This is a genomic window from Prevotella sp. P4-67 (assembly GCF_002251325.1).
GTDB lineage: Bacteria > Bacteroidota > Bacteroidia > Bacteroidales > Bacteroidaceae > Prevotella.
In genome coordinates, this window is record NZ_NPJL01000081.1 from 1 (window position 1) to 24,519 (window position 24,519).

Below are 24,519 nucleotides of genomic sequence, written 5' to 3' on the forward strand. Positions count from 1 at the left end.
CGACATACGTTGAGAAGAAATTGTTACTGTTTCGTTATTGATGTTTAGAAATTCCTCATTATTTATATAATAAGAAACACCTCCACTATAAACAGGCAATACAATCACCTGTTTGCCAGTTTGCCCGTTCCACCATTCGTCATCATCTATGTCTTTTACTTTCTTTATACGAGAGTCTGCACCTATATACTTCATGGTGACAGTAAGTTTAGTTTCGCTTAAATCATAACGATATGCCCAACGATCCGGATTGTCTTCTCCCTTTTTCTCGATATTGTCTTTAAACCTCAACGCATAGATTGTATTCTTACCCTTGCTAATATAGTCTGAATAGAAAGACTTTCCCCCATTATGCCCAATCTTTACAAACTCCAAATTATTATATAGTTTACTCGATTTATTAAATAGTGGCATTTCGTCTTTTGGCCCTAACTTATAAGGCGCAGCAATAAATGACATTTCGCTCGCTGTTGGCATTCGATAAATAACCCCATCTATTTCCCAGACCGCGTTTTCTCTATTGCTGTTTACTAAAGCTGGGTTGGAATTATCTTCATTAGTAAAGCTGGCCTCGTTAGAAGCAAGATTATTTTTTGCAAATAGCTCCCAGTGATTTAGTTTCATTTGTTCAGTACGCACCTTTTCGGCATACTCAGCATCATTTTGGCATAAATTATCAATCTGCTCCTTATTGCTGGGTAATGTATAGGTGGAAACTTGAGCATTGGCTGTCAACCAATTAAGACATATTAATGTCAAAACAAGTATTCTATTTTCCTTCATAATATATTATTGAAGTTTAATCGGAGTTAACTTTGTGTAATTCTTGATTACTACATTGATAAAACCATAATAGTCATCTTCTGAAACATTTGTGATACTGCCGTTCTGTGATTTTGCAAACTTACCTTTAGTGTGTGAGTAATTCTCTTGGGTAGAATCTTCGACGAGTGTAGTTACATTCTGTTTAAGCCATACGGCACTACCTTCTGACTGATCGTCACTGCTAAAGACCACAAACAAGCCTTTGCCACGTAGCCATACCCACTCGAGTACAGGCTTGTTATAAAGTTGAGTTGCAATGCCTCCCTTTGCTCCATAAACAATTAATTGCTTGTCGGAATTAGCTAGCACTTCTTTCTGACCATCTTGATTCAAGTCTATCATAAAATACTCCTTGATACCTGCATCTGGGTTAGCTTGGGCATATGCTTTCAAAGAGTCAACAGCAGCCTTTTCATTGTTCTTCGCCATTTCTATTCCATCTTGTTCTGTATTAGTACTCTTACTAAAGAACAGGAGATAACAGACTGCTATGAGTAGTATAATAAGTCCTCCGAATACAGCAAACAACTTTCCCTTCTTTAGTGGGTGAGGATTGGCAAGATTTCCGTTGTCGAACGCATCTTTCAATTCATCTGCTACTTCAACATCATAATCTTCCTGTTCTTCTGTTTCGTCCACAGCTGCAAGTGATTTGTTGATTAGCATATCATCGAGCGTTTCATCCTCAGTAGGCGTTTCGTTCATGCGGTTATCCTGTTCGGGAGCTACAACATTACTAGGATTGTTTTCAAAAGGATTATTTGAAGTAGATGCTATAGGAGCATGCCCATTGGCAATGGGTTCTATTGGATCAATAGGAGCCACAACTGGTTGCATAGCAGGCTTATCCTCGGGGGGGGCATACTGTGACGAAACAGGAGGAGGAGTGATGTCATTGGGTTGGGACATAGTGATTACAGGTTGAGCCTGAATCGGTTGAGCAAGGACTGGACGACCTTGTACAGGTTTACCTTGGACGGGTTTACCTTGAACGGGTCTTCCATGGACGGGTCTTCCATGAACAGTTTGTGGATTGTCTGGTCTGACTGTTGAAGAACCTGCATTCACAGGATTATCTATTACTAAAGAAATGTTATTACTAGCCATCTGCTGTTGGCAATATGGACATGCGACATATTCTCTTATTGCGTTCATTGGTGATGTAAACTTATTGTTACATCTTGGACATGTATATTCAAATATCATAATCTAATAATTTTAGGGTTGTTTAAATGATTCTTCATCGCTCGAAGTGTTTTGAGGAGATAGATTGGGATCTTTTTGGCTGCCAACATTATTCGGTGGATTTTCTTGTCCTTTTGCTTTATCGCTAGTATTATCTTTTGTTTTTTTCCACTTATCTTTGTCAGGGCTCGTTTTACGTTTGTTCCCACCACCAACTATATTTGTAGTGTTATCTGTATTTGTTGTATCCCCAACAATTTCCATATTAGACATGCTATCATTTACATGGTTATTTCCTTCGATAGCTGTTCCGATAGAAATACCAAGACAAAGAATTAGCAATGTATAAAATGCTGCACCTAGAATAAACTTCCAGTTAGCATAGAATGGTTTACTGCCCTCATTCCCATATCCTCCTGGGCGAACATGAACTCTCTCTGTAAGATTAAGAAAGATTGGAGCGTCAGAAGACAAATCGTGCATGCCTGTATATGGGACACAACCACTTTTCTTAATCTCTATTCTAGCTGATTTTGCTTGACGTTCAGGAATAGAAATAGGATGATCTTCCAAAAGAAGAATACCATTTACATATATCTGGTACTGGTTAACTTCACGGCCCTTTATAGATACTCGGAATTTTTTCCTTGTGATTTGTTTCTCCCACGGTATTTCACCTTGTAAGTTCAAAATCTGACGAGGCTGGTTCACCCTGATGGTGGTAACAATATCTTCGAAGCCAGGCCTAAGCAATTGTAATTGAACATTGGTACCTAAAGCGACCTTAATGGGCATTGAATTGAAAGGAGATTGCCCCAAGAAAGCCTGAATACCATTGGGTAATTCATGCTGTGGAGGAAACAAAAACGCCGGTTGTTCAAAGCCCATCTTAGACAGATCAGCCATTTGAGAAATAATCTGTGACGGAATGGAGTTTCTCGTAGCGAAATCAAAGAAAAATACAGCCTGATATTTCTTATAGTAAGATTGGTCTATTCCTTTCTGTAGTAGACTTCCCAAGTAAACATAGTCAGTATTTTGTCCATACAAACGATAAGCCAATGCATGTGTCTGCTGAACAGGATTATAGTCGATATATTGCAAATCGGGATACACGTTACCGAGTAGTGGGGACAGATTGTCAAATTGCTCTGTTCCATTTAAAATATCTTGCTGGGCTAAAGACACTATCTTTATCAAATCATCAGCTAATACAGATATAGTAGATGGAATAAAAATCCATGCAGCTTCATAGTCGCCACTTCGCCCTACATCCAACGGGCGTACAATTGTGAAGAATGTCCCTAGTGGATTAGAATTGAGCACATAAAACAAATTGCCTAAATGCAACTTGCTGATGTGGTTGCGCATATCATATGTTTTACGATACCATTCGCCTTTGTTGGTGATATAAATATCTCTCAAGCCACCTTGTGCTTTCTGAACTAATAATTCTATCTTACTCATGATTACCTAAACAAGTCAAATATCTTATTAAAAAATCCCTTTCTGCGGGTATATGAATAATGCATCAACAATTCAACCATTTTTGATGCAGAAGATGTCTCAAAACGGCAGTAATCCTTGAAGCATACGTCGCCAATAGTGAATGGGACAATACTGATCTTACCTCTATTGATATTGTTTTCTTTTGCAATACGCAGGAGATTATTGTAGAAGCCAAGATAGTTCTTGGTCATGTATTTCATGAGGTGCTGATCGAGTGACCCTTCATATTTGGCCTTATCAACCTTAGAAATTAATACGTAGATTGCATCAGTGTTGTCATTAAACAACCCCATATTGTTGAGATGAACTGCTGCAGAATTGAGGTATTCTGATTGGGGAAGACCATTATATATTCTGTTTTCTGCACCATACTCAATTACAAAAAAATGAATCTTTCGATTGTTTGAACGATTGTTGAGTAAGATATTATGAAGTGTGCCTAAAGCTTGTTCTTGATCCTCACGTAATTCCTCACCAGCATCCTTCATAAACATACATGTAAACAGTTCTCCTGCAAGATCGATGCATGCAAGATCATGAATAGCATTCTCTTGATCCTCTAATTCGAAACGCATTTCGTAAGTAGAAGCAACAGGGGTGCCACCAGGCAAACGACAAACCTTTCCAGAAGAGAATACAGAGGACAAACGGTTCATGTATCCAAAGCCCTGACAATTGTTGTCTGGTATCATGCTTCTTGAATTCAATCCGCTTTTGGCTGTACTAAGAATTGCACCTAAGGCACAAGTTTTTCCTGATGAAGGAATGCCCCAAAAATACACCTCCGTACATGGTTCAGCAATAGAGAATAATGGACGTGCAGGATCAAATGTTATTGAAGGGGCTTTGCCTAGCATCTTATTGATAAAATCATCAGCTATACCACATTTAGACAAGTCTGTACGGTTAAGTATTCCTTGTTCTATAATATTGCAGCATGCTACAGATGACAAAAGATTATGGTCCTTACTAATGAGATCAATAAGTGTTTGGATTGAGATTGTCTCATTTCTGACCAACTTAACAATCGTTCGACTAACCTCATCTGCGCTATTGGCTTGCTGAATAAGCGCTTTAAGGATAGCTGTAGACTTCTTTTGAGTCGCTTCACTATTCTTAATTTGGGTAATAGCCTTGTTTACTTCAAAAGTGTATTTACTATTAGGATATTTCTCCTTGAATTGAAGAAAAAGATTGATATCGTCAGAGTTCTTTATATTAATCCATTCGTTTTCATCAGAACCATCCTCAAACTCAGGAGCAATTGGGGGTACCGCATAGATAGGCTTTGCCTCAAGTTTATCTTTTTTGATTCTGACAGCTTCTAGATGCTCTGGTTTACCCATGGGGTACTTATTGAGAAATTCTTGTAGGTCGTAAATGGATTCGGATTTCATTACACGTTTGAAATCAGCATCCTCACTACCAGCGAGAATTTCCTCCACATCTAATTTCATTTTAGCAGTAAAATCGCCATCGGTGCTATTACAAAGTTCATCGAGCGTAACTATGCCTTGCTGAATGTAGGAAGCCAAATCAGCAGGGGAATACTCTGTTACATTATTTAAAATTGCTATTTTCTTAGGCATAATTATATATTTTCTCAGTTATTATTTCGTTCATCAGAATCAAGATATTTTGAATGGTGAACAAAGAAATTATGTCCATTGTTATAAATCTTAATTTGAGCAATAGGAATATCTTCACCTTTGATGATAGGTTTGTCGATAGTGTAATGCCATAGTTTACCATTGAAAGCGACTTCGGCTTTTGCTCCATGATTATCTCCCCCATCATAATTGCGGATGAACAGCGTGTAGGTACCATCCTTCATCTTTGATGGATCTGTCCATACAATATTTTCCACACCAGTGTGATTAGGTCGAATATCATCTACGTCAAGTTGGCCAGACATAGATGTTGGTTTGCTACGATAACTACCATAGTAAATCTCTTTCTTATCTGGCTGAACGGCATGTGCATCTAAATCTACGATATCGTCTTGATTTTGATTCCATATTATAGAAAAACGCATAAATGCATTGATGTTTCCTCCACGGTTCTGAACTTGATCTCGAATGTCTGAAGGGTCAGCAACAGTATCATAAGATTGTATATATTCTTGTCCATAAATGGTCTTTGGAATGTATATTGTATCTGTTGGCTCTGATACAACATACAAAGAATTATCTGTTACATCTACAGGATGATACCAATGGTTCCAACGAAGACTATGACAACCAGGAAATATCCACGAGAAAAGCCATGAAAGCAGAAGGAAGGCCAGTAGGAGCAAAAGCCACTTTAAACAGCCAAAAGTGTCAAACCATATGAAGAAGCGTCGCCACCATGGGATGTGATAATAAGTGGCAGTAAAAGTGCAGTTATCAGATACTGTGTAGTTTAATGGTTCTACATTCCAACCAGAAAAAAGATAACCAGAAATAGCGATTACCTGTGGGATGTGTTCTTGCGAAAGTCTACTACCTGCAGGTACCATAATCGGAGACACACCTTTTAAACTGCCAAATCTTCCTGGTTGGAAGTTTACATCAAAGAACTTTTGTCTAGTCCGAACTTGGAATTTCATATCAGAATGAACGGGGCCAACAAAGAATGGATCCCAACAATCAAATTCATAGCCGTTGTTAGGAACAACATGCGGGTAGTCGCTCTCCGATAGTTGATAGCCGTCTTCTACCTTCATTTCGGTTTGCCCTTCGAATTGACAATTATCATCAGATAAGAAACGTAGTGTATGAGTAGGTACTACCTGTGGTTCTTCTACCGCTGGACCTGCTATAGGATCTATTGCGTCTTGACGATACTGAGCATGAAAAATCAAATCGGATGTAACGATTGTACCCTGTACTTGAGGGATCCACCCAAGGAATTGATACCCTGGTTTGGGAATCAATTTTGGTATGTCTGCTGTTACTAATTCTGCCTTTTCTTTTCTGCGGATAATTCTATCATTAGGTTCTGCGAGGTCTCCGCCTTCTCCTGGGTCAAAAATAATTGAGTATCCTTTAGTTTGAGAAAAGTTATAAACGACACTTCCCTTTGCATCGTATATACTATCTCTGAGTTTCATGCCCCATGCTACACAAACCACCTTATTGTCATAGCAAAAGGTAAATTTTTTATCTACAAACTTAATGGCTGCATTAAGAATGCCCAAAGCCTCGCCATGGATTTTAGATTTTAATTGGTTGTAACAATTGAAGGTAGATTCATAAATGCGCTCATATTTTTCTTTTTCTATACCATAGAGATCGTTTAATCGTCTAGGTGTATCTGTCCATTCTGGAGCAAACCATACAATAGCATCGTCTTCGGGTGAATAATCTGGACGGGCTAGAAAGTGCTGATATTCCTCTGGTATATATCGCAGGATTATACTATCTACACTGCTAAATCGCATGTAGATTGGATCATTGCCAATACCTTGAATCTCACAGAAATTCTTTAATTGGGTAGTACACAATGGCTTTTTATCTATAAATCGAACCATACACCTTAATTTAAAACCGACTTACATTCATCAATAATAATCTCCATTTCTTTGTTGGCTGCTTCGTCTATTTCAATCACATCGCTTGTCAGCATCAGCCCCATGATGAGTAAATTCTCCCATCTTTTGAAATTATCCCATAATGGAAGTTTACGTAAAAGGTTTTGACTGTTTTGATCGAAAGCCTGAAACCTGAGTGTTTCGACAGATTTCTCGAATGCCTCCATAGTTTCTTTTAGATTGGGAACTTCCTGTCGCTGATCGTCTTGTATATCAACTTGGATGTGTAGTTCTTCTGCATTATTCAGTGATTTCTGTTTATCCTCGGATGTCATAAGTTTCGTACCAACAGATGTCACAAAGTCATTAAGTAGCAATGATATTGAATCTGTAATAATATTTGAGAGTACATCTCTATCTTCAATCGTATTTGCATATTCTTGAATTTTGTTCGCAATGACTTGTTGCAAGCAAAATCTCTTATACAATACGCCATACATAAATGCAATTCTATCAGAATGAATAAGGCGCTTGCTTAGATTGTAAGCAGCAGCATCTATAAATTCTAACCAGTAAACAGAAATGTTTCTTGCAAGAATATCAGCCTCTGTAGTCATCGTTTCATTTTGTCCGGATATGACATCATCCAGATTAATGTTTTGCATCTTCAGACCATTACGAAGCATATGCTCATCAGTATGATAATAATCACATAGTTTTTTCAAGTTTATCTCTTTGCCATCAGAAGGGTTGATACCTGCATTCAGACGCAAAACATTTATAAGAGTAAAGTCTTGTGGCAATTCTTTTTTATGGAGTACAATGTCGGTGGCAAGAAAGCGAATATCATGAGCACTGACCATAAAATTATTGATGAGCATGCCAAATGACGAAGGTGAAAGCATGTCAAGTCCAAACTTGATCTCACCTGCAGTACGCTTGATGGATTCACGCTTATCTGTTTCTTCACCAGAGATATAATGTCGAAGTAAAGACTCAAGTAATTGATCTCTGATTATTCTAACCTCTTGATGATACTTTTGACATCGAGCATCATCAATCACCACTGCAATTCTTTCTAAAGACTGAATAATTGCTTGTGAACCGTCATGATTAAGAGAGGCAGCTTCGTTCCATGATTTTTCTGGATTTCTAAAATGCTGCTTAACAAATGGAAACGTAATAAATGATTGCTTTAAATCCTCCATATAATTGGGATATTCAGGATGCATTATTATTTCCGTTTCTCCACTAACTCCAGGTTCGTATCCCTTAAACACTTGCTGATTTGATGACCAGAAGTAATCTCTCAACATGAATATGTTTTGAAATGATTCCGACTCAAAACCTGATCCAACGGGTACCCACTTTTCGAACCACTGATAAATACTCGGTTTAATAACCTCGTTGCTGAGATGATTCTCAAATCTAGTTTTCCATCTTTCAGATAATGGTACAGTCTGAGTAAACAAAGGTGTTTCCTTAGTTCGCTGTAAATCACAGTTAAAAAATGTAGATATAATAAAGAATGGAGAAGTGTAATTAGTGTGCTTAATATGCTCTGCCCGTTCTTCAGGTGTTTTACCGATATTCTTGTTTATCCAATCGTTCAACACCTCACCTAATTCACTTTCGGGCTTGTCCATGTTTTGGCAAAACAGAATGGAATTGATTCTAAGTGAATCTGAATATTTGTCGAACAAATAAGAAACCTTACCACGACGCAACATCATAGAAAGTTCGGTTTGTATACTTGCTTCGGGCAGTTTCATTCTATGGCGTGCACCAGGGAAATCTAACAAATCGAAGTCTTTAAGAAATGTTCGCTTTGTCGTAGTAGATTCTGGTAAAACTAAGGTAAGTTCTGCTACGAGTGCAGAAAATGAAGCCTTAGAAAATCCGCTGAATAGTAGATGATTTTGTTCATCATAAACATCACAGAGTTGATCGTAATTGGAGTTGATTTCAACTGTACTATCATTAAACAAGTAATCCAGCCATGTAATATCAAGAATTGTACCCTTTTGTCGCAAAATGGCAGCAAAGTCAACATATACTACTTGATTGAATTTCAACTTCATATAATCAGAAATCAACCGGTCAAATAAAGACGTGATTGACGGGTTGTTGTTCCAAAGCATACTGAAAACTTTGCTCCAGTTGCTCGGTGAGATTTGCCTAATTTTTGGTGCGACTAAGGCGCAGAACTTAGATCCATACACATTAGCTGAACTGCTACCTATTGATGTGTCAAGAAATTGATGAATCGTATAGATGTCATCTTCATCAATATAATCTTGTTGATAAGACTTGTCAATAATAGTTGGTAACAGTTTTTCAAGACTGCTATTAATGTCGTCTGTCTGTAGCAAATCGGCAGCATTGATCTTCACATCTTTATAATATGAGTCTGCAAGCAGCGATACAATGTCAGCAACTGTTAACAAACGAACTTTTACTTTGTCATGAGCTGCTGGTGAATCGTCAGGGCGAACAGTGAATCGAGTGATGACACCAGTTGATTCTTTCTTGGAAGTATTGCCACCACTCGGGTTGATATCATCGATGAAGCTATACAACTTCCCCCCAATACCACCAGAAATGGTAAGCGCTTCACCTTCGTAAGAAAGCAGACTGCTTATCAGATATGACTTACCATTCTGACTTTCACCATAAGCTGCAGCAGAACACTTCTCCTCGAGTGCAAACTTAATCTTCTTTAGTTCACGCCTTTTCTCCTTAAATGCTGAAAAAGGGAAAGAGTTCTCTTCATGAGTATTGGCCCATTTAATCGACTGTTCAACAACATGAAGCAAATGATTTATATCTTGTATAGAAATATCGTTTTGCATAATTGTAATTGTTTAGAGATCAAAAATACCAGAATCCAACCAATAACAATCTGTCGGCCCTAAGCTTTGAACGCTAAGGCGTATGTTTGTTTCGGTCACATCGTTTTCTTGATTGTCAATAATTTGTTCGATATGAATTTCTTCTTTTTCTCCAGGGTCTCTGGTAAGAATGACTCTATAAGGTAGTAAACGTTTGAGACGGCTTATTTCGCCATTTGCAAGATTAGATAATGCCTCTTCTGTCATATTCGGGTTGCTATCTTCGTTCTGTCTGCGCATGCGATTTCTGATACTTCCGAAATCGTAGTCTATTTCATAGAGTGGCCTACTAGGATAACTGTCAAAGTTTTCATGTCTGATTTTGAGATAGGCAGGTAGCTGTTTAACGAGTATTTCTCCTCTATTTTGAACAGGAGTAAGGCAGTATTGCGTATTGAGCAAAACAGAATCAGGGGTTTCTATATAATTAATCGTAGATTGCAATTTGTTTAATTCGCTTTTGTCTAATTTGAAATTAGAGAATTGTATAAGATCTGAAGAATAAAAACCAATCATTGCACCTACAGCCACTACTGTCTTTGGATTACGTATATAGCCTGTATTATTTCCGAAGGGATACCAGTCTCCTACATAATAGCTAGACAACTGTATCAGGCGATTGGGGGCTACTGCATAATACTTCATAAACAGATCTTTAAGAGGAGGTAGGGTAGCAGGGCGCCCAGATAATACAATAATATCACAATTGTATGTGTACATAATAGCAGATATCTTCTTGACTAATGCGTCGAAAGACTTCATCACAATATTTGTAACAACCTCACTATTATATTTCCATTCTAGATCTTGGAAATTAAAACCAAAGAAATCCCTAAATCCTTTAAGTACTTTCTCGTTTGGTTCCTCATCTTCGAAAACATCCGAAAAGAGTACAGAACAATCATGACTCTTTGTACGTAGCAATTCAAGGAAATGACAAGCCAGAGGCATCAATACCTGGATATTGAAGTCTCTTCTTAGGATTCTTTGTGAAATAGACTGACCATTATAGTTGTGCCCAAAGAAATCTTTAATCATCTGTTGTCCATGATTGTCATTACCTATTTGGCTAACAAGAGCCGAGAAATCTCCTGATAATAAAATCTCGCGGATTAAATCTTGTAACATATCATCACCTGCATAGTAATAACTGTCGTAGAATAAGGGGCAAGGAATAATTACGGAATCCTGACCTTCTTGTAGATGATACTGATTTATCATTAAGTCGGAGGTGCCTGCACCTATATCGAGTGATCCTACTGTAAATGATGTTCTACCATTACTGTCTTTTTTGCCATAAAGGTTAATGAATTCTTTGCTATTACCTTTGAACTTATGCCCTATCTCTCCATAGAGGTATACTAATTGTGAGCATGTAGCTTCATCATAATACCAAACATTCTTGCCTTCTTTTCGATAAGATGGTATTACTTCGATATTGAATTTTTCGGTTTGCAGATCAGTAGTAAGGCTTGATTTTTCAAAATTAGCTAATAATTTAACTGCCCCGTTCACACATCTGATTAATGTCTCTCGTTCATATTGTGACATCGTAATAGGACAGGTCACGATTAGTCGCTTTATTCTTCTAGGTGTATTTATCTCACCATGGAACTTTCGATAATCTTCACTGTTGATTTGCATTCGGGCTTGAGAGAGGATCTCTAAAAATCCAAATGTCATGAGGGAACTACGCGAATAGGTATGTTTTCCACCACCTATTCCATCAGGATCGACAGTTCCATTACTGTTAAGCTGATTCGTAATACCGTTTAACTCGAGAATAGGATTTTGTTCTTCACCATTAAGGACAAGAAATTGCCATTCTTGATGTGCTGCCTCTTTATCCCACAAATATCTCTTAGGACTGGAATATGTAAATAACGTTTCTGGTGAAAATTCCTCTGTAGACTTATGAATCAAATCGTTGGCCTCTTTACCTAATCGTACGATAGATGGATATACGAATTGACGGCTATCACGTGGTCCAATTTCTCCAAAATTCGCTTTGCGGAATACTAAACGCATATCGAAGGGATGATCATAACGTTTTATGCGAGGACCGTCCTCGGTAAGTTCAACGCTAGAAGACAAATCAGTAAGACTCAGCAAGGGTACTTTAGTGAAATCACCATTTTGTGCATCTTCAACCAATATTGATGTGGTGCGAGAGTTACCGATATCAATGAACATGTCAACATCTTTTACAATTACGTTCTCATCTTTGTATAACTTTAGGGTTGGAAAGACATCCTTTGAAGCCAGATAGTTAACAAGCAAAAAATAGGTGGCAATATAGGACATCTTATGTTTCTCTCCTTTAATCTTTGAAATTGAACGAGCATCTGGATGGACTAACTTACGGAGATACTCATTTATATAACTGCATTGTTCGGTTGCCTCAGAACAATAATCCATTAGTAACATCTCGTCCGAACACACCTGGAACGTTAGTTCGTTTTGGAAATTATCAGGAAATACAGGCGTTTCTTGTAGTTGTGTAGCCTCATAATTCATTCTCGTGTCAATAGCCAATAAAGCAATGTAGTTGAGCTTGCTATTTTGACTGTCTTGTGGAATGATTTTCACACGAACCCAATTGAATGCTCCGAAATCAAATCTTAGGGCAGGAACCCTTCTGCGGAAATATGGAAGTGGAATCCATTGATTCTCATAAAATGAAAGCTTACATTGCTTGTCGGTAAACGACATCGAGTATATCTCTTCTTGCATATCCTCTGTGCTCTCAATGTTTCCTGCGAGAGGATGCACGATACCATCTTCTCGAACTTCCTCAGGGTTAACAACCTGTTTGGTTTCGAATGCGGTCATGTATCCCTTATCTATCAATTCCTTTTTGTTGTAGAAAAAGAAACCTTCATCGCTCTTCACTCTTTCCACTAGATCAAGCTTATGTACACCTTCCTCTTTATCATACCATTCATGGAACCATTGTTTGAAATTGCTATTTAAATCAATCTCAAATGGGAATGTGTATAACTGTATTCCGGAATTTGCTATTAATGAGTATTCCATCTTATTCGTAGTTATCGATTATGTTTCCTTGGGGTTCTAATAATGGGTCTGCTGTTTTATCAACAGTTACGACATTGTCTTTCTCCTTATTTTTCTGCTCTTTATTTTTATCTATAGTTTCGTTTTTACCCTTTGCAGCTACTGTTTCTTGCTCGTAATCAAGGAATGACGATGTAACAATTACCATTGTTCCAGGGTAAATTAGATGAGCGAGCTCGGCTACATCTTCATTGTGAAGACGAATACATCCTTCTGTGGCTCGAGTACCAATAGACTCTGGATCATGAGTACCATGAATACCAATACCTTTGTGACCAGGAGTATCCAAACGGATAAAATACGGTCCATAAGCGCCAGGGATTGCACCTCTTCCATCGCCAAAATCATGGGTTCTGCCAGAAGCATCTTCTATGCCAGATACATAAAACATTCCTTCAGGCGTTTTCATATCACCAACTTTATATTTTTGGCCATAGTTTTTTCCACATGCAATTCCGTACTCTACAACCTTATTACCCTTATAGTCATATACTCGTAGTTTCATATCTTGCTTGGAAATTACTACAATTTTAGCCTCCGGGATTTTCTGTAGTTCCCCATTATAATAAAGGTATAGAGCAGCAAGCCCTCCAATTGGTATTAGGAAGGACACCGTATAGAGTAAAATTAAAGCCCAATTATGTTTTTTCTTCTGTCTGTGATTAATATGCATAATAATAAGCTACTCCATAATTTCCATTGCCGTAATTGTAAATATTCTCTATATAGCTTGCTGATGTTTCCTCTTCATAAACTAAGGATGAAGATTCATCGTCTGCAAAAGTGAATAATAGAAGTCGTTTATCTTGTGTGCTAATATTTGTAATGACCACAGCAAAGTCTGTGAATTTTGATGCAGAATTAGTCACGCGTGAAAAATATACACTATTAGGCTTTACGCCTTTAGCTCTTGTAAACACCTGCCATTGATTCTGGGAATTTGGTTGTACTTGTGGTACAATATTTGGTAAGTCGCTTTGTGCTATTTTACCAATATAATTATGCTCTTTAAAATAGTTTAATAATGCTCTTCTACATTTTACAGTTTCAATTATATCTCGGGATGAAGCATCTCCAAATATGCTATTCAATCTATAAAAGTCGGATTTCTCAACAATGAAATTTGAAGCAATAAAGCCTCTATTTCCATTAGCGTCTTTCACCTCGCTCCAATCTGCATCATAACTGTAGGTAATAAGTTCACTACCAAATGGTACAGAGCCTATCTTATTAAAATCCCCTCCAGATGATTTTGACGTTCTGATATTTGTTGCATTTGCAATAGTATAATACCTAGGCGCTTCCCTGTCTATCTTCTCTGGTAAATATACTTTTTGGTAATAGAACCATCCTCCTATTCCTGCGCATATAAGTAACACAATTAGTGGCACAACCCATATGAGAATAGAACGCTTGGTTGGCGCTTCTTCTAACAATGGGCTTTGCACTTGGCTTGTGCTTGCTTGGGCATATTGTTGTTCAGGAGTAGCCTGATAAGGTGACTGTTGATAATTTGGGGTGGTAGCATCGGGTTGCACAGGCTGTCTAGTCTGTCCGCCTAGCTGATTGTTTAGTTGAATTGTGAATCGATTTCCACAGACAGGACAAACATAATCAAGATTCACTATTCCCGAATATGCCTTCTCATTTATTTGTACGGGAACATTGCATTTTGGACATTTTGTTATCATTATATTGTAAAATGTTATTAGCCTTTTAGTAACATGGTCTCTGTCGAGTATAATACGTTCGTCTCTTTCTAAGAGATGGATATTTGGGTACAAAGGTACATTTTTTTTTGCAAATTCCACCTTATTATATAAAAAATTGCATTTTGACGCTCATTATTTCACTTTGTTTAGCAAATTGGCAAACAAAACTGTCAGAATTGTCGTATTTACAGGTGTTTCTAATATTCTACGTCTCTTAGAAAGAGATTGAGAATTTTGCTAAACAAATCCTTATTTACAGCAATCCCAATATCATCTTGTTTGCTTTATCGACCACCGACGTTTCTAATGACGCAAGGTAAATCTGTGTGGTTGCCTCAGAGTCATGTCCCATTCCTTCGCTGATGACAGATAGAGGCACATTTTCCGCCTTGGCTGCACTCGCCCATGAGTGACGAGCCACATACATGGTGAGTGGTCGCTGGAGTTTCAGCATCGTGGAAAGTTCCTTTAAGCGATAGTTGACCAGATGCAGGGCATTGTCAGATTGCCTCCGCTCATTGCCTTGCTCTTTGATGATAGGGAGTAGAAAGTCTGTTTTGTTTTCAGGGTATTTGGCAATGATTTCAGCCATACACTTCCCCCATTTGATGGTCAGTTCCTGACCTGTCTTTCGTCTTCGATAGGTCAGAATACCATTTTGTATGTCTGTCTTTCTGAGGTATGACATATCCACAAAGGACATTCCTCTTGTGTAAAAGCTGAACATAAACATATCACGAGCGAAGTCCAATGAAGGTTTCGTGGATAAGTCTAACACCTTTAGGGCTTTAATAGCCTTGATAGGTATAGCTCGTTTCACCGTCTTATCCACTCCTGTATAGGCATGACGAAAGGGATTGTTCTGCGGTGTTAATCCTTTTTCAACTGCACGATTATAGACAGCCCGAAGGTTACGCATATAGAACGATATGGTATTCATGCGAACACCTCTAGCTTTCAGGTGGGCTTCATACATGAGCATCATGTCAGAATTGATGTCGTCAAGTGGAACATCCTGCTCGTCTCGGAATGTCATAAAGCTATTAAGTGTGGCAGTATAGGTCTCGGACGTGCGTACTTTACCCAACTGTTTCAGTTGAGCTATGACACCATGCATAAAGGTAAAGAGGGAGGACTCCTTGGTCAGTTTATGGAACATGGTGATCACGTCGTCTGCCGTGAAGCGACGACGTTCCGTTTCCAACGAGCGGACGACCTTTTCAAGACGGGACACATCCCATGCCAGACGTTCTTGAATACCCAACAAGAGGTTTGAGCGGTTACCACTTACGATAACGCTTTCAGACTCAGCATCCCATTCCTCTGCAAAAACCTTGTAATCAGTATTCAGTTGACGGACTACTCGGTTGTGGATGATCTGAAAATAGAGACCTCCCTCCTTGCCATCCACCGTGGATGGCCTGAACTTTACCTTTATTGATGTCATATTCATACCCTAATTGCTTGCTTATTTATCTGGTCAGTTCCCCTTACATCGATAGATGGCTGGGGTATTAGGCTGCCCCTCCTTACTTTTGAGTGGACAGAGGCAAGCCTCTTCTGCATATCTGTCCAGGCATGATGTTGCCAGATATTTATCATTTTGAATACCGTGTTTCGAAGAACCATCAAAGTCATAGTAACCCTACAAGCTTGCTGTTTTATCTGGCTAGTTTCCCCGACATCGATAGTAGGTAGGGGTATTAGGCTACCCATCCTTACCGTCGAATGGCTAACGGAGCGAGCTCCGACGTGTCGGAAACGACTCTCGTAAGCCACGTAAAAATGCTGCGGATTTTATCATCATGCGACGCTTGCGTCGAACAGTGTTTTGAAAAAACGCTAAGCCTAATAAGAGTTAACAGAAATTAACTCGGTTCGGGAGTACAGATTCTGCTGCGCGGAGCAAGCTCGTTTGAAGTATGGGAAAGAAGTTGCCCTGGTATCATCTTGCTACCAGATTTCATTCGTGCAGATGACAGTCGCTTGAAGAGTTTTCATAGTCACTACAAACCCCATTGCTTGCAATTTTATCTGGTCTGTCTTCCAAGTCCCGAAGGAGGATTGGGGAATTAGGCTTCCCATGACTTTGAAAAAGTGGCATCGGCAAGCCGATTAGACTGACTGGATAAAATTGCCAGAGATTAATCGCTGCCATTCATGGCCGACCATGTGTGGGAACACCTTCATGCCAGATTCCATGACCTCTGCTTGCAGAATTATCTGGTCAAATCTCCGTCCGATGAAAATCGGAACGGGTAGTGAGCTTCCCGATACTGTAAAAATGTGGCACATGGGCAAGCCCAGTGCCCGTAGGTGTGAAAAATGACTATACAGGTGTGGACGGATGGCCTAGCCAGCGTGTAAGCCTCTACAAAGACTCGAAAATGGCTTTAGGAAGCGTCAAAATCCTTTCGTGGGTAATCACACCTCTGGGATGGCGAAAACCCGAATTTGGGCATTTCTGAGGCTTCTGTGGCTTCGGCTGCCTGAATGATAAGACATCGCATCGGTTTCAAGGCGAGGACATTTCCGACGGCCTACTGTCGCAAATCTTTGAAAGAAGGGAAAAGGAAAATGAGCATATGGGATAGTTTAGTGCCGAGAAATCTGCCGTGCATTTCCAGCCCATTGGCATAACAAGATTTGCTGCGCATTTAACCACATCTGCAAAATACCAAACATTGCGACTCTTGCCTTTGATTTGAATATCACCTATAGGGCTATACTCAATATAGAGTTATACAAATGGCAGCCACAAAAGAGATTGCAGAAACTCCGCTAATGTATAACCGTATATCTATATAAGGCTATACATTGCAAAGCCGTCGTGCCAAATGTAAAGCTATATGCCTATATCCCTGTACATTCATACATGCTATAACCCTATACATATATACCCTGTATAACCATATATGCCAATATCTCCTATAAGACTGTACAAACTATACACCTATACACCTATACACAGTATATCCTTATACACGCTATAACACTATACGGATAATTAGCTATACTTGGGATATGCTAATACTGGATATACCCCTATACGTTGTGGATGTGCATATGCCTATAGGCTTATATTCTTCCATAGTGTATAGGTATGCCATCGTTATATGGCTATACAAAAAAAGCAGACACGGAACAACATTCAGTTCGGTGTCTGCACAAAAGGATAAACGGTGTTACAGTCAGAAGAGTTCTTCAGACTGCTGATGGGGTTCAATCTGGATAGGGCCACGTTTCTTCTCGTACTTGGCGATGCACTTGGTGAACATACTTTCAACGACCGCCCTGACGGTCAAGTGCTCCTGCCAGGCGATAGCCCTGACCTTTGCTATGAGGTCTTTGTCACAGATGCAAGAGAAGTGTCCGGCCTTATCGGCGGTCGAGCCATCGGTACTGTCATAACCCTTCCTCCTGCGCCCACGCTTGTGAACAGTCTTCTCCGCTGCATTTGATTCATGCTCTTCTTTTATGGTCTTTTGTCCAGAGTCTTCAGTGGGGGCAGTTATTGTTTGCTCTATGATGACAGGTGTATCTTCCTGCTTTGCCAGAGCCTCTGGCTTCTGTGGTGTTGAAAGCTTATTGCCGAAGATGCCACTGAAAGTATTGTCTGCTTCCATCATACATCACCTCCTTCCTGCAATTCATTGATAATGGGTTCAAAGGCATACTTGACTGCATTCCTTTGATAGATAGTCAGCGGAAGCAGCGTATTGTAGTCGCTAATGACCACGCTTCGCTTTATTCGTGGGGTTACTGTGCCATAAGCCTTCAGCTGCTCAATGGCCTTATCTCTTTCCTGCTGGAGGTGTTCACGCCTTTCCTCGACTGAAACAATGCCATTTGGGACGAAGAACATCTTCGCACCGAAGTGATCCTTGAATGTCTCACAGAACATCTGCGTGGCATCTAGGGTGTCGCTGTCATAGTGAATAGGCACCACTGCAATATCTGCATTGGAATAGATGACTTCGAGGTTCGGGTCAACGAGGTTGCCCGGACAGTCAATGATGACATCGTAAGGCAACTGCTTCAAGCCCTCCATGATTATTGCCACCTCTTCAGGAGCCCTGTCCCTGAGCGTGTTTATCTCCCAGGGCAGAGAGGCATCGGGATCCTGCTGTAGGTCACGCTTACGATGACGGAACAGGGACTGCTGAAGGTCGGCATCGACTACGGCAATGATTCTGCCGCTGTTAGCAAGGTAGGTGGCAAAGATACCACAAAGGGTTGTCTTGCCTACGCCTCCTTTTACGTTAGTGTATAATACAATCTTTCCCATAGTTGTTCAGATGATTAGTTGATAAACAAGTTCGTTGTCACTCGACAGGTTCGGCGTTACCTCGTTATCATGCTGCCAGCCAAGCAGACACTTGATGTCTGTCAGGGACGATACATTGCCCGTGCTTACCTTGACGAGTCCATCGGCCTCCAGTTCCTTCAGGAAACGGGTGACCGTACTGCGGTTGCAGTTCCATTCTCTGGCAAGTTCGGAATGCTAAGCACCTACCTGTCCCGTTTGTACGCTGTAGTCGATGCTACGCTTTGTCTGCGTGCCATCGGTTTCTGCGGCATGACGGAGTAGTGAGAAGAAACGGAACATCCTCTGTCTTGGCTTCAGGTCTTTGGCAAGATTGTCAATGTCCTGAAGCGACAGGGAAAGGATGAGCCGTGTTTCAGAATGAGAGTTCTCCATAGGCATACATATTTATATATGGTTATACATGGGCTCTTTCAGAACGAGGAACGCTGAGACCAGAGAGGTGCAAGGCAGCTTCCTCCCTTATCTCATCCCCGGACTTCACCTTCACGTTACGCATCCAGTCGAGCAAGGCACTCTTCTCAAAAAAGATCAGTTTGCCTGCTGGCTTATAGTATGGTATCTGGGAGAAGTGTGTCATCTTGTACTTCTTGCTGCGTAGATACTTCATCTGTTCCTCGGACAGAATGAAGCAGTAATGAATTTTTTGCTTGTTCATAATTGCTTGATTTTAGATTTTATCCCCGTCAAATGGTTTTGCAATAGGTTGACTTCGTCGAGCTAAACCTTCATCGTTCCAACTGGACTTGTTCGGCTTGCGTTTGTGCGATGCAAGGATGGCAGCGTTCTGCTCCTCATCCGTCAGAGGAATGGGATTCTTGCGGTTCGCCTCCAGCCACTTGTCTATCTCGTCAAGATAGATGACCCATCGCTTACCGGGTTTGGAGCCAGGAATTTCCCTGTTTGCGAGTTTCTGATAGATGGTCGCAAGGGGAATGTTGGTGTACTCGGCAACCTGCTCTGGCGTGACAGGGCGGTGTCTGTTCTCTCTCTGCTGAGTTGGTCTGTTCTGAAGGTTCAGCAGTAACGCCTTCATGCCCGATACTTCATCCCGAAGTTCGGCGATGACCTGTGGAAGGTCATTGAACGTAATTTGATCTTTTATCATTTGACAACACGACCCTTTAGTGGAATCGTGCTGCAAAGGAACCCCGTTACGAATCGGAGGGCAAGCCACTTTTTAATAACAGGTGCATCACGAAACAATCACGCAGTTGAGCCTTGTTTTTGGCTGTTATTCGTGGATAAAACGGGATTTTGAAGCGGATTTTGACAATATCGAACATGTAGGTGTAATGAATGACAATTGGGATTTCGGCTGTTTTTTGGGGGTAAGATTTAGCGCAAAAGGGCATAGGCACATCAGGACCACACCAAAGTTAGGTTACTGATGTGGTTCCAATATGTGATGTCTAAGTATTGATATAGGAGAGGTGAGAAAGTTTATCTTCTGTCTTTCTCTACGCCCAGTTGTGAAGGGATATGGAATAACAATCCGTCTTCTCCCTGGATGTCACAATGTATCTGGTCACTGTTGGATGTGACTGTCAGGTTCCTGAGTGTGCTATGCGACAATGGCTCCCCACAGACCGTTACGCACAATGAAGCAAAACGACGCTCAATATAACAAGCGCAATCATCGTTGCTGTAAACCTTGCCTTTACCCAGTCCCAATCTTGTGGCAATATTCCATACCAGATGACGGACATCGAAGCTACTCAGTTTGGTCTTGAATCTCTTCCACTCAACTTCAGGGCGATAGTTGTGATCCGTTGCGAATCTCAACAGGTCTGTACAGAACTCGTCCATGTCTTCCTCATATACAAATGGAGACATGATGTATAAAAGGTATTCATGAATGGTGTCCAGTTTCTTCTTCTGGCTTTCTGCCTGACTCTGATAAAAGTCATCAATACCTTGCTGGTAGGTTGCGCTGGCAGAAGCAGTAGCAACAGTGCATGGCTCATTGTCGGGATGATTTGCTTCTTCCGATATGACTTTGGAATCTGTAGCTATTGTCTTCTCAGCTATCTCCTCGACCACCTCAGCATCGCAGACACTCTCAGTCCCATTTGACTCAGCAACAATAGGCATTGCCTCCAAAAGAAAAACAGGTGCTTGCCCATCTTCTTCGTGAGGATTGCAATTCTCCATAGTAACCTTGTCCTTGGCTTTCCGCGTCTGCGCTATTCCCACGAAAGCATACTGCACAGCCATGTACGTTGACCATAGGATTATTACAATCATCAAGTAGATGATAGATACAGGAACGATGCCATCGGGAAGATTTGAGTCCGCCCACTGGCAAAGCGGAATTGAAAGAAGTAGTACTGCAACCCCTGGCAGTATTCTTGTGGATATCCATTCGAGACGGATGGATGCCTCACGTGAAGTGATGGAAGATGGTGAATCTATTTTCATTGTCTTTATGTGTTATTGTTCGTTGTTTCAGAAAATGCGCTGCAAAGTTAAGAAGAATTTTGCTTATGACGTATCGTCTTTTCGTCTGTAGGCCAGTGTTTTATGTTTATTTGTGAATCATACTTGAAGTGAGTATGATTTTCACATTCGGCCTTTTCCTCCTTTTTCTCCGTTGTTTGATTGCATGGCAAAGGTATAACGAAAAATGAGAGCCAATCGTGTTGGTTCCCATTTTCCCATGTTTGTGACCTGAAAAAAGTATCATTGGTTTCATTTCTCGAAGAAATAGAACCAACAAATTGGTTTAGCCCTGACCGACGACTTTCAGTTGTGGAGTTATCTTTGGTTTCAGCGTGATGCGGTTGACCGACTCGCGCTTGCTCTCATCAGCCATGTTAGCATAAATCTGAGTGGTTTCCACATTTTTGTGTCCGAGCATGTGCTGTACGGTGTAGATTCCTGTTCCTGCATCAACCTGCAAGGAGCCGAAGGTATGACGGGCGCAATGGAAGGTGATGTGCTTGGTGATGCCAGCTGCCTTCAACCAAATCTTCAAGGTGGTGCCCGTCATTTTGTCCTTGAAGTCGGGGAATACTTTTGCATCGGGTTCGTGTTCTCCATCATAGAACCCAATGAGTTCAAGAGCCTCTTCGCTGACTGGGTTGTTCACAAGCTGCTGAGTCTTCTGCATACGCACAGTGATATACATGCCTCCGTCACCGTATGGCTGAATCTTTTTCCATGTCAATGCCTTGACGTCGCTCTTTCTGAGTCCAGTGAGGCAGGAGAAGAGAAAGGCTTTCTTCAATATAGGTTCCTTGCAGTCGGTGTTGGCAAGCTTTACGAGTTCCGGCTGTGAGAGGTGCTCCTTCTCCGTAGGGATGGTGTCAATCCTGTCAAGGAAGCCATTTGGATTCTCCTTGATCTTGTGGTCACGGTAGGCAGTGTGGAGAACGGCACGGAAGGTTGACCAGTAGCCTGCAATTGTGTTGGTGTGCAGCCTCTGCTTCTTGTGGATGGTCTGTGGAGCGGTATAAAGGTACTCCTTGAACTTGTTGCACAGGTCAACGTCTATCTCCCCGAAGGTGCATTTGCCTTCGCAGAAGGTTTCGAAATGCTTATAGACGTTCTGCCATTTGGTGTTCCTGGCATCGGCCTTCTTCTTAAACCATGCGAGGAAGTTGCCTTTCTCCTTCTCTCGGTCGAAGAAATCATAGCGTTCGTTCACGATGCTCTCATAGCGTCGGCAGCGCAGTGCCTCGGCTTTCTCCGTCATGCGCTCGTTGTAGTCACGCTCGCGCTGGTTCTTGGGCTTGGCAAAGATGTAGATGCCAAGTGACTCATGTCTCTGTACCTTCATGGTTGACTCATCCCTGTAGCCGGGGTAGTAGTCTAGGTAGAAGCTCAGTTGCGTACCTTTCTTTATCTTACGCGTACGCAAGGTTACTGTCTTACAAATGTTACTCATACTTGTATGAAATTTGTTTTGTTAATAATCGAAGACTATGCGTCTCATAGCGGGTGCAAAGTAACTGCGTGATAGAAGAGTGGCCATCTTACCCTTTCATAACTCATGGATAATTGTACTTTCACGCAGTTGATGCCTATTATTGGGCGTTATTGGAGCCTGTATGCCCCGAATTGCGCCAGTCTGCTTGCCATTATTCGGTCTAGTTCCTCCTTGACGATGAGGTTCTGCACTCCGACTTTCACCTTCGTGAGGTTGTTCGTCTTGACGATAACGCAGATGTTGCTCTTGGTCATGCCGTATTTCTCGGCAGCTTCGGCTGTGGTGTAATAGGCATCACTCGCCTTCAGGTCGGGACGGAAGATGTCATCAAGATGTTTCTTTGAATAGTAGGTCTTACCATATTCTCGCTTGGTGGGAATATGGCGGCGATAGGCTTGGGTGCGCAAGGATTCCTTGGTCGTGGAATATAGGGATTCTGCCTCATTCGTTGTCAGCCATTCTGTCAAGGCTTCTATCTCAGCGGAAACTCCGAAGAGTGCATCCATGTGCTTTCGGCTATAATAGTTTTTGCCTGCAATCTTGCACACAGGTATGTTGTTTCTCTTGGCTGAAACATAGAGCCATGACTTCTTAACCTTGTAGGTTGCCATAACGTCCTCGCCAGAGATGTATTCAAGTGGTTCGACAAGTCTCATTGGTGATTCGTCAATCTGATTCTTGTCCTTTCTCGACGAAAGAGAAGAAGAAGTTTTGCACGGCTTGTTTGTTGGAGTGCCTGGCAAGACTCTATGATAAGGATTGCCTGCAAGCATCTTCTCGATGTCTGCCTTGCGAACGAATGCCATCCGGCTGCTGATTCGTGATGCAGGTAGTTTACCCTCGTTTACCAACTTGTAAACGTACTGACGGGAGCATCCCATGAGGATGGCAGCCTTGGAGAATGTGAGATACTCCTGGCTGGCGATGTCTATAACAGGCTGGACTGCCTTCAAAAAGTCCTGTTGTTTCTTCTTGCGCTGAGCCTTTGCCGCCTCGGCGCAATGTTCTGAACAATACCTCTGCGAACCGCTGTTACAAGTGAACTCCTTTCCACAGAAGGCGCATTTTCTTGTCTTTCTCATTTGACTCCTTTTTATGTGGTTTTACAATCAATTTCTTGCAAACCGCCACGGAGTGAACTTTCGTCAATCATTGACAATCCTTGTCAACCCATTCCACGATGTCACGTTCTTCAAATGAGGTCACTTCCTTACTCTTTTCCCTCTCGTTAATCTGTCAACTGTTGTCCACTCTTGTCAACCTTTGTCAACTCTGTCCACGAGATGGCAAAATAAAAGCCCTCAAAATTCTCCGCGGTAGAAATGCGTTGCAAAGATAAGCGGATTTTTGAGAACCACCAAAAAGCAAGCCCGAAGTGTTAAAATCTAAAAGTAGTTGATATACAAAGGTTTATCTCTATATATTTTTCATTGTTTATAGTTGTTTAGAGGTATCTAAATACAACCAGCAAAAGCCCCAGCACCAATAGTTGTTATTGTACTTGGTAATGTAACTTTTGTTATTTGTTCACAATGTTCAAAGGCACCATA

At 40.9% G+C, this 24,519-nt stretch carries 19 protein-coding genes and 1 pseudogene; all 20 read right to left on the reverse strand.

Going from position 1 to position 24,519, the window contains the following annotated elements; genetic code table 11:
• A partial coding sequence (locus tag CIK92_RS13005; RefSeq protein WP_144289459.1) for a hypothetical protein occupies window positions 1–783 on the reverse strand: 783 nt, incomplete at its 3' end.
• Window positions 784–789: 6 nt separating this feature from the next.
• Window positions 790–1,980 carry a hypothetical protein gene (locus CIK92_RS13010; RefSeq protein ID WP_144007255.1) on the reverse strand — a complete coding sequence of 397 codons (1,191 nt, stop codon included), beginning with the start codon at window positions 1,978–1,980 and terminating at the stop codon, window positions 790–792.
• 63 nt (window positions 1,981–2,043) lie between these two features.
• Window positions 2,044–3,477 (reverse strand): hypothetical protein, encoded by a 1,434-nt coding sequence (locus CIK92_RS13015; RefSeq protein ID WP_094389353.1) that lies wholly within the window; start codon window positions 3,475–3,477, stop codon window positions 2,044–2,046.
• Between the two features lie 2 nt (window positions 3,478–3,479).
• Complete coding sequence (locus CIK92_RS13020; protein WP_094389354.1) at window positions 3,480–5,108, reverse strand: hypothetical protein; 1,629 nt, start codon at window positions 5,106–5,108, stop codon at window positions 3,480–3,482.
• Between the two features lie 14 nt (window positions 5,109–5,122).
• Complete coding sequence (locus tag CIK92_RS13025; protein ID WP_094389355.1) at window positions 5,123–7,033, reverse strand: hypothetical protein; 1,911 nt, start codon at window positions 7,031–7,033, stop codon at window positions 5,123–5,125.
• A gap of 5 nt (window positions 7,034–7,038) precedes the next feature.
• Entirely contained in the window at window positions 7,039–9,885 is a 2,847-nt protein-coding gene (locus tag CIK92_RS13030; RefSeq protein ID WP_094389356.1) for a virulence factor SrfC family protein, read from the reverse strand.
• A gap of 12 nt (window positions 9,886–9,897) precedes the next feature.
• Window positions 9,898–12,960: a virulence factor SrfB gene (locus CIK92_RS13035; protein ID WP_094389357.1), complete on the reverse strand. Its 3,063-nt coding sequence runs from the start codon at window positions 12,958–12,960 to the stop codon at window positions 9,898–9,900.
• A gap of 1 nt (window position 12,961) precedes the next feature.
• The gene (locus CIK92_RS13040; RefSeq protein WP_094389358.1) at window positions 12,962–13,672 is read right to left on the reverse strand and encodes a L,D-transpeptidase; all 711 of its coding nucleotides are present in this window, start codon (window positions 13,670–13,672) and stop codon (window positions 12,962–12,964) included.
• Window positions 13,662–14,690 (reverse strand): SH3 domain-containing protein, encoded by a 1,029-nt coding sequence (locus CIK92_RS13045; protein ID WP_144007492.1) that lies wholly within the window; start codon window positions 14,688–14,690, stop codon window positions 13,662–13,664. The genes CIK92_RS13040 and CIK92_RS13045 overlap by 11 nt, the downstream gene beginning before the upstream one ends.
• A 274-nt stretch (window positions 14,691–14,964) precedes the next feature.
• On the reverse strand, window positions 14,965–16,158 hold the full coding sequence (locus CIK92_RS13050; protein WP_094389368.1) for a site-specific integrase: 1,194 nt from the start codon (window positions 16,156–16,158) through the stop codon (window positions 14,965–14,967).
• A 1,744-nt stretch (window positions 16,159–17,902) separates the two neighbouring features.
• Window positions 17,903–18,340 (reverse strand): hypothetical protein, encoded by a 438-nt coding sequence (locus CIK92_RS13060; RefSeq protein WP_094389361.1) that lies wholly within the window; start codon window positions 18,338–18,340, stop codon window positions 17,903–17,905.
• Window positions 18,337–18,999, reverse strand: coding sequence for a ParA family protein (locus tag CIK92_RS13065; RefSeq protein WP_094389362.1), 663 nt, complete (start codon window positions 18,997–18,999; stop codon window positions 18,337–18,339). Before CIK92_RS13065 ends, CIK92_RS13060 begins: the two co-directional genes overlap by 4 nt.
• A 6-nt stretch (window positions 19,000–19,005) precedes the next feature.
• Window positions 19,006–19,200, reverse strand: a pseudogene (locus CIK92_RS14270) (hypothetical protein); the annotation flags it as partial.
• Between the two features lie 15 nt (window positions 19,201–19,215).
• Window positions 19,216–19,413, reverse strand: coding sequence for a hypothetical protein (locus CIK92_RS13590; RefSeq protein ID WP_144289461.1), 198 nt, complete (start codon window positions 19,411–19,413; stop codon window positions 19,216–19,218).
• 22 nt (window positions 19,414–19,435) lie between these two features.
• Window positions 19,436–19,696 (reverse strand): hypothetical protein, encoded by a 261-nt coding sequence (locus CIK92_RS13075; protein ID WP_094389364.1) that lies wholly within the window; start codon window positions 19,694–19,696, stop codon window positions 19,436–19,438.
• A 12-nt stretch (window positions 19,697–19,708) separates the two neighbouring features.
• A complete protein-coding gene (locus tag CIK92_RS13080) occupies window positions 19,709–20,146 on the reverse strand; it encodes a helix-turn-helix domain-containing protein (RefSeq protein WP_173823856.1) in 438 nt (145 codons plus the stop codon).
• A gap of 335 nt (window positions 20,147–20,481) precedes the next feature.
• Window positions 20,482–21,459: a hypothetical protein gene (locus CIK92_RS13085; protein WP_144289463.1), complete on the reverse strand. Its 978-nt coding sequence runs from the start codon at window positions 21,457–21,459 to the stop codon at window positions 20,482–20,484.
• 304 nt (window positions 21,460–21,763) lie between these two features.
• Window positions 21,764–22,927, reverse strand: a complete 1,164-nt coding sequence (locus tag CIK92_RS13090; protein WP_094389366.1) for a site-specific integrase — start codon at window positions 22,925–22,927, stop codon at window positions 21,764–21,766.
• A 149-nt stretch (window positions 22,928–23,076) separates the two neighbouring features.
• Entirely contained in the window at window positions 23,077–24,051 is a 975-nt protein-coding gene (locus tag CIK92_RS13095; protein WP_094389367.1) for a helix-turn-helix domain-containing protein, read from the reverse strand.
• A gap of 372 nt (window positions 24,052–24,423) precedes the next feature.
• Window positions 24,424–24,519, reverse strand: a 96-nt coding sequence (locus tag CIK92_RS14275) for a leucine-rich repeat protein (RefSeq protein ID WP_144289465.1), incomplete at its 5' end; no start/stop codon positions are given.